General features: G+C 35.8%; 9 protein-coding genes. 3 read left to right on the forward strand and 6 right to left on the reverse strand.

The features are described from left to right. Positions 1–263 precede the first annotated feature (263 nt). The gene (locus BUB82_RS04740) at positions 264–866 is read right to left on the reverse strand and encodes a lipoprotein signal peptidase (protein ID WP_073192462.1); all 603 of its coding nucleotides are present in this window, start codon (positions 864–866) and stop codon (positions 264–266) included. Between the two features lie 58 nt (positions 867–924). Further along, positions 925–1,872 carry a 2-hydroxyacid dehydrogenase gene (locus BUB82_RS04745; RefSeq protein WP_073192463.1) on the reverse strand — a complete coding sequence of 316 codons (948 nt, stop codon included), beginning with the start codon at positions 1,870–1,872 and terminating at the stop codon, positions 925–927. A 223-nt stretch (positions 1,873–2,095) separates the two neighbouring features. On the opposite strand from BUB82_RS04745, the gene BUB82_RS04750 reads away from it, so the two are divergent. Then, the gene (locus BUB82_RS04750) at positions 2,096–4,432 is read left to right on the forward strand and encodes a T9SS type B sorting domain-containing protein (RefSeq protein WP_073192464.1); all 2,337 of its coding nucleotides are present in this window, start codon (positions 2,096–2,098) and stop codon (positions 4,430–4,432) included. A 109-nt stretch (positions 4,433–4,541) separates the two neighbouring features. Next, complete coding sequence (gene lysS / locus BUB82_RS04755) at positions 4,542–6,233, forward strand: lysine--tRNA ligase (protein ID WP_073192465.1); 1,692 nt, start codon at positions 4,542–4,544, stop codon at positions 6,231–6,233. Here lysS and recO read toward each other — a convergent pair. From recO to gdhA, 4 genes are all read right to left on the reverse strand, one after another. After that, entirely contained in the window at positions 6,230–6,946 is a 717-nt protein-coding gene (gene recO / locus BUB82_RS04760) for a DNA repair protein RecO (RefSeq protein ID WP_073192466.1), read from the reverse strand. The two genes, lysS and recO, sit on opposite strands and share 4 nt — an antisense overlap. Further along, positions 6,946–7,752 carry a type IX secretion system anionic LPS delivery protein PorZ gene (gene porZ, locus BUB82_RS11875; protein WP_234949759.1) on the reverse strand — a complete coding sequence of 269 codons (807 nt, stop codon included), beginning with the start codon at positions 7,750–7,752 and terminating at the stop codon, positions 6,946–6,948. Before porZ (BUB82_RS11875) ends, recO begins: the two co-directional genes overlap by 1 nt. Beyond that, a complete protein-coding gene (gene porZ, locus BUB82_RS04765) occupies positions 7,709–9,244 on the reverse strand; it encodes a type IX secretion system anionic LPS delivery protein PorZ (protein WP_234949760.1) in 1,536 nt (511 codons plus the stop codon). The genes porZ (BUB82_RS11875) and porZ (BUB82_RS04765) overlap by 44 nt, the downstream gene beginning before the upstream one ends. 84 nt (positions 9,245–9,328) lie before the next feature. Next, on the reverse strand, positions 9,329–10,678 hold the full coding sequence (gene gdhA / locus BUB82_RS04770; RefSeq protein ID WP_073192467.1) for an NADP-specific glutamate dehydrogenase: 1,350 nt from the start codon (positions 10,676–10,678) through the stop codon (positions 9,329–9,331). 182 nt (positions 10,679–10,860) lie between these two features. Here gdhA and BUB82_RS04775 point away from each other — a divergent pair, with 182 nt between their 5' ends. Beyond that, complete coding sequence (locus BUB82_RS04775) at positions 10,861–11,631, forward strand: THC0290_0291 family protein (RefSeq protein WP_073192468.1); 771 nt, start codon at positions 10,861–10,863, stop codon at positions 11,629–11,631. Positions 11,632–11,722: the final 91 nt, after the last annotated feature.

Genomic DNA, 11,722 nt, shown 5'->3' on the forward strand with positions numbered 1-11,722 from the left:
TCTTCTGAATAAATCTTTCGGGGCCCTAAACGCTTTCCGCTTTTTATCATCTTTAAAATGGGTTTAAAACGGTCAACCTATATCAGGGAGTGACAGTTTCATAATAGTTAGGTTTGATTATTTGTTAAATATATGAAAAATTTATAACAAAACCTTTAAAAATAAATTTTTTGACTAGCCATTTTTGAAGCCTATTAACAAAATATGCGGTGTAAAGGTCTTTTTCAAGTATGTTTCTATAAAAGCATCTGAGCTGAAGCAACTTACTTCTCTTCTTTAGGAAACGCCTTTTTATTAAAGACTAATAATAACCCAAAGCCGGTGCTAATGGCGGTGTCGGCAATGTTAAATACAGGCTCAAAAAACACAAAACGCTCGCCACCCCAAATCGGTAACCATTCGGGTAATATACCGTCGTATAATGGAAAATACAGCATATCGACCACGTTGCCTTTCAGCCATTCGCCATACGGTTGTTCAGCAAATAAAGTAGCAACCTGACCATAACTGCCGTCAAAAACAACACCGTAAAACACCGAATCGATAATATTACCCAAGGCGCCAGCAAAGATTAAAGCAATGGCCCAAGCTAAGACTTTTGGCTTATTTTTTTTAATTACATCTAATAGCCAGTAGCCAATAGCGACAATGGCAAATAAGCGAAACACGGTGAGGATAATTTTACCATAGCTACCAGGTATTTTTGCGCCCCAAGCCATGCCTTCATTTTCGATGAATAAGATTTTAAACCAAGAAAAGACTTCAACCGATTCGCCTAACCTAAAACTGGTTTTAATGTAAATTTTAGACAATTGATCTATAATTAGAATAATGGCAATAATTAGGCTGGCTTTCTTTAAATTCATCGGTTAAAAAATTGTAAGTTACAAATGTAATTTAATATTTTATTTTTTAGTCGCCGTGCTAAACTTCATTACTAAAATGTGCGGCAACCTTGTCTACAATAGTTTTGGCAAGTTTATAATTGCTTTCTTGCGTCCAACCAGCAATGTGTGGTGTTAAAATTACATTTTTAGCTTTCGTTAAATAGTTAAATTCGGCTGGTAAATTCTTTTGAGTAAAAAAGTCTTCAAAAGACGATTTTTCAAATTCTAAGACATCTAAACCTGCGCCTAAAATCTTCCCGGATTTTAAAGCTTCAACCAAATCTTTAGTGACAACAGATTTCCCTCTTGCGGTGTTGATAAGCCAAAAATTCTTTTTAAATCTCGAAATAAATTCAGCATTGACCATCTTTTCAGTGAGCTCAGTCAATGGCGTATGCAAACTCAACACATCTACATTTTCTTGTAAAGTTTGGAGGTCGACTTGTGTGGCATTCTCATCTGCAATGTTTTCTTTTATATCATAAAACAACACTTCACAGTCGAAGCCGCGAAGAACTTTCGCAAAGGCTTTTCCCATATTGCCGTAACCAATCAGGCCGATGGTTTTTCCTTCAATTTCAAGACCACGGTTTGCTTCGCGTTGCCACAATCCTGATTGTACCTCAACATGAGCCGTATGTAATTTATTAAACAAACTTAACAACAAACCCAAAGCATGCTCGCCAACGGCATTGCGGTTACCTTCCGGCGCATTAAAGCAAGTGATGCCCATTTTTTTTGCTACTGAAAGATCGATGTTTTCTAAACCTGCACCAACACGGCCGATAAATTTAAGTTGAGTGGCTTTTTGTAAAAAAGTAGCATCTAAAGGAAAGCGACTGCGAATAATCAAGCCTTGATAATCTTGGATTTTGGCTTCAATGGCGGTTTTTGAACTGTTATAATCCATGTGATTTTCAAAACCGAGTTGGGCTAAACCTTCAGCTAATGCAGGATGATTTTGATCGAGATGTAAAACTTTCATCAATATGTTTTAAGCAAATATAAAAGCTTTGTTGTTGAAAAGGTTTTAAATGAAAAAAATCCATCAAATTAATGATAGATTTTTATAGTAAAATTTCTTGTGTTTACTTAATAATCATTTTCTTGGTGATAATCTCACTACTACCACTTACCAAACTTTATAAATAAATCCCTGGTTCAAAATCAGCTTATGAAATTAATTAAATTAATTATATTTGATTAACATGAGTCATAATTATTTCACATATTTTTATTTGTCTTTTTCATTTCTAATAGTCTTAAATATTAATGCTCAAGTACCCACAACTGTTCCACTTGAACTCAGAGCTCAATTTAATGGACAATATGATTATGTCGTTATTGGTAATACATTAAATGAATTTGATAATTTATCTTCTCCACCTCCACCCTGTCAAATGCTTTCCCAATCATCTGCAGAATTATCACTTGAGCCTAATCAAAGCATAGTGGCTGCTTATTTATATTGGTCGGGTATCGGAGATGGTTTGTTTGATCCAGAAATTCAATTAAATGGGCAATCATTATTTGCAGACGAGATAAATGTTGTAGATCCACAACAGTTTAGTTTTAATTTTTACTACGGAAGCTTTAAAAATGTAACAAATCAAATAACATTAACTGGTAATGGAATATATACTTTTGATGATCTTGAATTGAACAATATAATAACTGAATACTGTGCTAACGGCATATATTTTAGTGGTTGGTCATTATTAGTCATTTATCAAGATTCTACTTTACCCACACAACAGATTAATATTTATGATGGTTTAGCTTCTGTTTATGGTTATGAAGATAATGCCTTTAGTGACATTAGTATAAATAATCTTAATATAGTGAATACTCAAAATGCAAGATTAGCATACTTAGCATGGAATGGAAGCCCTAATATATTTTTTAACGAAAGTATTTCTTTTAATGGCAATTTATTAAGCAACCCGCTTTTAAATCCTGTTGACAATCCCTTTAACGGCACTAACTCTTATACGGGAGCTACAGATTTATGGAACATGGATTTAGATGTGTTTGATATTTCTAATTTTATAGCTGTTGGAGATACAGATGCAACTTTGACATTTACGTCTGTACCAGAACGTTTTATTCAAAATGTGGTGACTGTGACCCGCTCAGAATTGCCTGATGCCACGGTACAATTAACTAACTTTTCGGGTATAGGTAATTGTAATGCGCAAAGTCTTAGCTTTGAAGCGACTGTTTATAATCTTAATTCCAGCGACCTTTTACCAGCCAATACGCCCGTTTCTGTTTTTGTGCTGGATGACAATAATGAAGAAGTATTTTTAGACACTTTTTTTACCCAAAATATCATTCCTGTTAACGGTTCTGAAACTCAGTTTTTAACGCTTGATATTCCTCCACAAATCCCAAATAACACAACTTTAATCCTAAAAGCAAATACGCTTGAAGATGACTCACAACCTATTAATGAAGCTAATGTTTTAAACAATAATTTTAGTGCTGACCTTATTATGCCACAAAGCCCAACAATTAACGATCAGCCTTTAACGGTCAATCTCTGTGATGATGTCAGTAATGGTATTTTTATTAATCTCACTGAGTTCGATAGCGATATAAAGATCAATCCTGAGCATGATGTGGTTTATTATCAAAGTCAAACTGATTTTGATAACAACTTGCCAATTAACCAACCCAATAATTTTTTAATCGATGCCAACACCACTCAAGTGATCGCTGAAGTAGTTGATCCAGTCTCTGGTTGCGCTTCTACTACGCAAACTATCATCACAATACAGGTAGCAAACATACCTATTATTGATTTTTACCAAGGTGAAGATTTAGTCATTTGTGTAGATTTTTTAACCAACACCATTATCAGTGCGCCCATACTCAACACCCAACTGAATGAAACTGATTATACATTTGAATGGTTTTTAGATGGTAACATTTTAAACTTTACAGGAAGCAGCCTTCAAGTGCAAGAAGCTGGATTCTATGAAGTTATCGTGACCGAGATTACAACCAATTGCCAAACCAGTTATGTAGCAGAAGTGATTGAAAGTTCAATTCCTGATTTTGAAGTTAATGTGATAGGTCAAAATTTTAATCAGAATAACAGCATCGAAATTACAAATATTCAAGGTGTTGGTGACTTTGAGTTTTCCGTCAATAGTCAAAATTGGCAAAGTTATCAAGGTGAAAGCCAGCTAATTTTTTCAAACTTACCTGGTGGCGAAATTCAAGTCATTGGCAGAAGTTTAGCCGGTTGTGGTCAAAACATCAAAAGCGTTTTACTATTAAATTATCCTGAGTTTTTTACTCCTAATAACGACGGATTTAATGATACTTGGTCGATTACAAATTTGCCCGATGCAAAAGTGTTTATTTTTGATCGTTATGGAAAACTTCTAAAAAAACTCGACTCCAGTAATAATACTTGGGACGGCACTTTTAATGGTAAAGCAATGCCAGCTAATGATTATTGGTTTATCCTAAACTATAAAGACCTTAAAACGGGTGAACCAAAACGTTTTAAAGCTAATTTTACGCTGAAAAGATAAAAAGGATTTAACTATTAAAAACAGGTAATCATTAGCACAATGATGATACTTGTTTAGACTTGATTTTTAGCGAAATCTACGTATCTTTGCGCCCTAAATTTGAGACGACATGCCATTAACAGAACAAGAACAGATTAGACGTGATAAACTAACTAAACTTCGCGAATTAGGGATTAATCCTTATCCTGCAGAAGAGTTTAAGTTATCGCACACATCTCAACAGATTAAATCTAATTTTAAAGAAGGTGAATCTGTAATTGTCGCTGGCCGACTCATGTCACGTCGTATTCAAGGTAAAGCCTCATTTGCAGAGCTACAAGACAGCGAAGGTCGCATTCAAGTTTACTTTAACCGAGACGAAATTTGCCCAGGTGAAGACAAAAGCTTGTATAACGATGTTTACAAAAAACTACTGGATATTGGTGACTTTATTGGGATTGAAGGCGAATTATTCACTACGCAAGTGGGCGAAAAAACCATTATGGTGAAAACCTTTAGCTTACTTAGCAAAGCTTTAAAACCTTTACCACTCCCAAAAGTTGATAAAGATGGTAACGAGTATGATGGCTTTCATGATCCAGAGCAACGCTACCGCCAACGCTATGCCGACTTAGTGGTCAACCCTAAAGTTAAAGAGGTTTTTGTCAAGCGTACCAAATTATTTAATGCCATGCGTTCATTTTTTAACGAACGTGATTATATGGAAGTCGAAACGCCTATTTTACAGTCGATTGCTGGTGGCGCCGCTGCAAGGCCTTTTGTAACACACCACAACGCCTTAGACATTCCTTTATATTTAAGAATTGCGAATGAATTATATCTGAAAAGATTAATTGTTGGTGGCTTTGATGGCATTTATGAATTCTCAAAAAACTTCAGAAATGAAGGTATGGACCGCACTCATAATCCAGAATTCACGGCTATGGAAATTTATGTATCCTACAAAGATTACAACTGGATGATGAATTTCACCGAGCAATTATTAGAACATTGCGCCTTAGCAGTAAATGGCACAACTGAAGCGCAGTTTAAAGAACATCATGTCGACTTTAAAGCGCCATACAAACGCATTACCATGACTGATGCGATTAAAGAATATACAGGTTTTGATATCACTGGAAAAAGCGAAGCCGAACTTCGTGAAGCCGCTTTAAATCTAGATATTGAAGTTGATGATACGATGGGAAAAGGTAAATTGATTGATGAAATTTTTGGTGAAAAATGTGAGCCTAATTTCATACAACCTACTTTTATCACCGATTACCCTAAAGAAATGAGTCCGCTGTGTAAAGAACACCGCGACAATCCAGGGTTAACTGAACGTTTTGAGCTCATGGTTTGCGGTAAAGAAATTGCCAATGCCTATTCTGAGTTGAACGACCCAATCGACCAGCGCGAACGTTTTGAAGAGCAACTAAAACTGGCTAAAAAAGGTGATGATGAAGCTAGTGAATTTATAGATGAAGACTTTTTAAGAGCTTTAGAATATGGCATGCCTCCAACTTCTGGACTTGGTATTGGCATCGATCGATTAATTATGTTTCTCACCAACAATCCATCGATACAAGAAGTCTTGTTTTTCCCACAAATGAAGCCTGAGCAGAAAAAAGTTGAGCTTAACGACGAGGAAAAAGAAGTGATGTCTTTACTTCAAAAGGAATCGCCACAAGACCTCAACAAACTTAAAGAAGCCTCTGGTTTAAGCAACAAGAAATGGGATAAGACCACTAAATCTCTACGAAAAAAAGCCCTAATTAAGATTGAAAAAACCGAAGAAGTTTTACGCGTAAGTTTGGCTTAAGCAAAGACTTGTTCTAGAATCGCTTTTGATTTAGGAATGCGAAATCCATCTAAGTGAATTTCGTAATAATACAGTAGCATATCTAAAAAATCTTGACGCTTTTTTTGGTGAAGATGAAGTGGTTGAAACAAATCTGAAGAATTTAAGCACTGTTCTAAAATTTGAACATTGCTGCCACTAATACAGTATTTAGATAATTCTTCAGATTGAAATGCACCTTCTATTAGGTTGAAGTAAGCATAGCCATTAGGATTAATTTCAGGGTAAAAGCCTAGAAATCGTGTTAGCTCGACCAAAAATTGTAAATGGAAATCGGCATAGGTAGTGGCTTGGTCCAAGTCTTGAAGACTGCTTTCTAAAAATTGATACAATGCAAGATTCTGTTCTTCTTCTTGTATGCTCAACTTCAATACTTCAGCTAAAAACATACACATGGTCGATTTGTAGATATTCTGCTGAAGGTTTTGAAGCGAAATGTGAGTTTTAGCTTCTTTAATAAATTGCATCGATTTGTTATCACGATAGGTAAAATCTAGTGCTAAACAAGATAAAAGCTGAAATTGAGATGACTTCAGCTTGGCACGTTTGGCTTTGCGAATTCCTTTTAAAAAGAAACTAATCACGCCTTTTTCTTTGGTAAATATGCTCACGATTAAATCGGCTTCGCTGTACTTAACCGTGGATAAAACAAGACCTGTGGTTTTAATTTGCATTAGCGAATAATCATGATTTTGGCCACCTTGGTTTCAACTTGGTCAGCGCCAGTAATAAGTACTAAATAAACACCTGAAGCTACCTTGTGCCGTCCAAAAGCCGTCGTATCCCATTGAATGGTGCCGCCATTAACAGTTTCTTCGTAAACCAAATTACCTGAAATATCTGTAATCTTAACATTAGCATCATCCATTAAACCATCAATAGTTACCAAGCCATTATATCCAGGCCGAACTGGATTAGGAAATACACGGACGTTTTCTAAATCTTCATTGCTACCCGTTATATTGGTATTGTAAGACACCAAGCCTTGTGTGGTTCCAAAATAAACAACGCCTGTGTCTTGATCAACACTTACCGAACGCACTGAGTTTGTAGGCAAAGGCGAATTATCTTCTGTAAAAATATTGAGCACCTCTTGACCATTTGCCGAGACCTGAACCACACCAGAATCGGCTGTGGCAATCCACTTATTATTTGCGCCATCAATGGCAATGTCGGTTATAAACTGCTCGAATAACAACTCTTGAGCGAGACCATCAACATCTTCAATAATGATAGGTGCTACTGTAACAAAAGGATCTTCTTCAAAAATACCAGCTGGCGAAAAAGCGACCCTTAAACCCACATTAGTCCCAATCCATAAACGATTATTTTGGTCAAACTCTAAGGCTGTGATTGATGGGTTTTCATTAAAAGCATCTGGAAAATCGACACCATCAATATTAGAGTTTATGGCGCCTGATTTTCCAGTAGCCGCTTCAAAAGCAATAACACCTGTTTTTAAACGAGGCAAAATAAGCATTACCTTGACGGTCTACGGCTATTTTACTGCTAGCTTCATTTGTGGCAGTTACAAAACTTTCAGAAGTGTCTAGCCCTTGAATAGTTCCTGAACTTGAAAGTTGTTTAAGCGGAAATTCAGATAATGAATTGGTAAAATACAAATCACCTTGATTATTAAAGGCAGATGCACCAATGCGATTATCATTAATATTTGAAGGCACACCTTGGATATTTGAGTTTGAAGCTTGATAGTGATTAACGACAACATCATCTTCAATTTCAAGTAGACCATCAAAATAACTGCTTAAAAAAACCCGATTGAAGTTTTGAGGATCGTAAGTGATATCAGAAAGTTCACGGGTTTGGTCTAAATCTTCAAAACTTAAATTAAACCATTCTCCGTTTCTAAAATGACTTGCACCACGAGATGTTAGAGGAAATGGGTTAAAAAACTGGGTATATTCGCCATAAACACACCAAATATGCCCAGGTTGCACTTCTACACTAAAAACCTTATTTGATAAAGGTCCGTCTGGTGTAATGTTAACAAAATCAGTTTGATTTTGATCGGAAATTTTTAAGACGCCTAAATTACGGTCGGCTAGGTACAAACCGTTATTTAAGCTTACGGCAGTGTTTAAATCAAGGTTGGTTTCAGGCAGGTCACTTACAAAGAACTGCAGGTTAAAATTAGCATCGTAAACTTCAACTTGGCCTGGAAAGCAAAGCACGATTTGGTTTTGTTCGGCTCTAAAGTCTCTAACTTCTTGCGGAAAAGCTTCAACTAAACTCAAATTAGTTCCGCTTAATTCAAACAAACGATTATCAAAACGCATGGCGAAAAGCTGTGTTTCAGTCGCTTGGATTTGTTTCCAACTGCCTGAACCTAAACTTTGCCACTCATTAAAATCGACTAAGTCAGGGTTGTTAACAGCTGCATACCTGATTCCGCCTGTGGTTGAAGCAGCATAAATTGTGTTATTAAAGACTTGTGTCTGGTTAATTTGTAGTTGAGCAGCATTATTTCCGATAAAAAAGGAGTCGCCAAACTCTAAGTTTTCTAAATTGTAAACGGCTATGCCAAAATCGGTTGAAATATAGAGCTTATTTTCATATTCAAAAAAATGGTTAATGCGCTTTTGGCTGGGTGAAATACTTACTTTGTTGAGAATATCAACTACAGAAAAGACATTTTGATTATTATCCATCACTAATTGAATGAGTCCAGATTCGTAACCTAAAACCGTTAATTGAAAGCTATTAGAGTGATAAATAGCTGAAATTTTTTCGCCAGATAAACCGTTAATAGTTGAAGTGGTTTCGGTAAAAGTATTAATGGTGTTATAAGTGAAGTAAGCGTTCTCGGCCGCAGCATAAATATTTTGTGGTGAAGTACTTAGCCCAGAGGCATTGAAGTATGAAAAATGCCCTTCCCAATTTTGATTAAATTCTTGTGCATTGCTATAGCTAAAAGTAAAAATACAGCAAATAAAATAGAGGTTTAACTTCATACTTAATTAACTTAAAAAGTGTACAAATATTATAAAAAAAGCCCGACCAAAGTCGAGCTTTTTTAAATTTATACTATTGTGAAATTAAACAGCGCCTTGAGCAAGCATAGCATCGGCAACTTTTACAAAGCCAGCGATATTTGCACCTTTAACGTAATTAACTGGTGCTTGGTCTTGACGACCGAATTTTACACAAGCTTCGTGAATATCACTCATGATTTGCTTTAGTTTGTTATCTACTTCTTCAGCAGTCCAATTGTAACGCATAGAGTTTTGCGACATTTCGAGTCCAGAAACGGCAACACCACCAGCATTTGAAGCTTTTCCAGGCGCAAAGATAACACCTTCTTTATGGAAATGTTCTACAGCTTCAGGTGTACATGGCATGTTAGCACCTTCTGTAACAATTTTTACTTGTTTATTAACGAGCTTGTAGGCATCGTCTTCATTTAATTCATTTTGTGTGGCACATGGCAAAGCAATATCAATTTCAGTACCAACATCCCAAGGTTTTTTACCTTCAAAAAATTCAACATGATCAAATTCTTCAGCCATTTCGTGAATTCTACCACGTCTTTCGTTTTTGAGCGCTTGTAAAAAGTCGAATTCTTTAGAGTGGAAGCCATCTTTACTGTAAACAAATCCTGATGAGTCAGATAAAGTAACAACAATAGCACCTAACTGGATGGCTTTTTGGAAGGCATATTGCGCAACGTTTCCAGAACCAGAAATAGCTACTTTTTTACCTTTTAAGTCGTCATTATTACGTTGAAGCATTTCTTGCGTGAAATAAACAACGCCGTAACCAGTAGCTTCTGGTCTAATTAGTGAACCACCAAAAGAGAAGCCTTTACCAGTTAAAATACCTGTAAATTCGTTTTGTAATCGTTTATACTGGCCAAACATAAAGCCAACTTCTCTAGCGCCAACGCCAATATCACCAGCAGGAACATCGGTATTTGCACCTATATGTCTGTAAAGCTCGGTCATAAAGCTTTGGCAAAAACGCATGACTTCATTGTCTGATTTTCCCTTAGGATCAAAGTCTGAACCGCCTTTTCCGCCACCCATTGGTAAGGTTGTAAGGCTGTTTTTGAAAACTTGTTCAAAAGCTAAAAACTTTAAGATACTTAAATTAACCGATGGATGAAATCTAAGTCCGCCTTTATAAGGACCAATAGCTGAATTCATTTGAATTCTAAAGCCACGGTTAACTTGAATTTGACCTTGATCGTCTAGCCAAGATACGCGAAACATAACCACGCGTTCTGGCTCGACCATTCGCTCTAAGAGCATTTTATTTTGATATTTTTCGTTCTCCTGTATAAAAGGAATTATTGTTTCGGCAACCTCTTCAACAGCTTGAAGAAACTCAGGTTGGTGAGCGTTACGCTCAGACACCTTTTCTAAAAAATCATGAATTAAATTTTCCATTAAACCAATTTTAATAGTGTTTAAATTAAATATTTAGCAAAGTTACTATATATTTTTAAGGATATGATAATTTGAAGTCTTAAAAAAGGCGGCTTATTAAACTTTTTCAATTTTACGCAGTTCATAATTTTATTTTTTGGCTAATTAAAGTTTTATATATTTGTCGAACTAATTACAGTATTATGAAAACCAATCTTTTACGAATCATCCTAATCTTAATTGTATGGTCAAGTTTCAATACTTCAAAAGCACAACAACTTAACCATGAATTAGGTGTAATGATAGGTCCTGTAGGTTTTAGAGGTGACTACGGTGAGCGTGGTGATGCCGAAACAAACTTTGGTAATACAGGCTTTGGCATAGGTTTAAGTCATTACTTAAATTTTGCATACAGTTCACGCTATAACCGTTATTTTAACCAGCATTTCAAAGTAAGAACTCAACTTAGCTTTCATAAAACCAATCTTGAACATTATGGCGTTTATGTGAATGGTGGTAGCGATAATGCGTTTAAACTTCGCGCTATGACAGGTAGCGCATCTGTGTTTGAAATTGGTACAGGTTTGGAATGGTATTGGAAAGATATTAGAGAATTTGAAACAAGCGCTAACCAAATCACGCCTTATGCCGGCTTAGGGATTGGTGTAGCTTTTGCCAACCCTAATAATGAAACCAGCTTACCTGGCCGTTTGGGTTCTATTGATAATACTTGGCCAACATTTTTATGGGATCAAGGTGAAGAACCAAGAATTTCAAACACCAACATAACAACTGGCGCTCTAAATTTTCAACTTGGTGCTAAAATCAAATTAGATGAGATGAGTGAGCTTAACTTAGAAGGCCGCTGGCACGTTTATTTTGATGATATGGTTGAAGGCCTTAACCCAAGCAGTGGAAACAAGTATAATGATTGGATTTTTTGGGTAGGTATTGGTTATATTCAATACTTGTAAATTTAAAACACCCAAACTATTAGCACTTTTTAATTAGTCATTTAAATTTAAAATACTACTTCACTCATAAATTTTAGTTGAAATTTATTAA

It is taken from the genome of Psychroflexus salarius, assembly GCF_900129035.1.
Taxonomy (GTDB): Bacteria; Bacteroidota; Bacteroidia; order Flavobacteriales; family Flavobacteriaceae; genus Psychroflexus; species Psychroflexus salarius.

Excerpts from the sequence above, each read along its gene's own strand:
- BUB82_RS04740 (WP_073192462.1), bottom strand. The coding sequence starts at position 866 with ATGAATTTAAAGAAAGCCAGCCTAATTATTGCCATTATTCTAATTATA.
- BUB82_RS04745 (WP_073192463.1), bottom strand. The coding sequence starts at position 1,872 with ATGAAAGTTTTACATCTCGATCAAAATCATCCTGCATTAGCTGAAGGT.
- BUB82_RS04750 (WP_073192464.1), top strand. The coding sequence starts at position 2,096 with ATGAGTCATAATTATTTCACATATTTTTATTTGTCTTTTTCATTTCTA.
- lysS (WP_073192465.1), top strand. The coding sequence starts at position 4,542 with ATGCCATTAACAGAACAAGAACAGATTAGACGTGATAAACTAACTAAA.
- recO (WP_073192466.1), bottom strand. The coding sequence starts at position 6,946 with ATGCAAATTAAAACCACAGGTCTTGTTTTATCCACGGTTAAGTACAGC.
- porZ (WP_234949759.1), bottom strand. The coding sequence starts at position 7,752 with ATGCTTATTTTGCCTCGTTTAAAAACAGGTGTTATTGCTTTTGAAGCG.
- porZ (WP_234949760.1), bottom strand. The coding sequence starts at position 9,244 with ATGAAGTTAAACCTCTATTTTATTTGCTGTATTTTTACTTTTAGCTAT.
- gdhA (WP_073192467.1), bottom strand. The coding sequence starts at position 10,678 with ATGGAAAATTTAATTCATGATTTTTTAGAAAAGGTGTCTGAGCGTAAC.
- BUB82_RS04775 (WP_073192468.1), top strand. The coding sequence starts at position 10,861 with ATGAAAACCAATCTTTTACGAATCATCCTAATCTTAATTGTATGGTCA.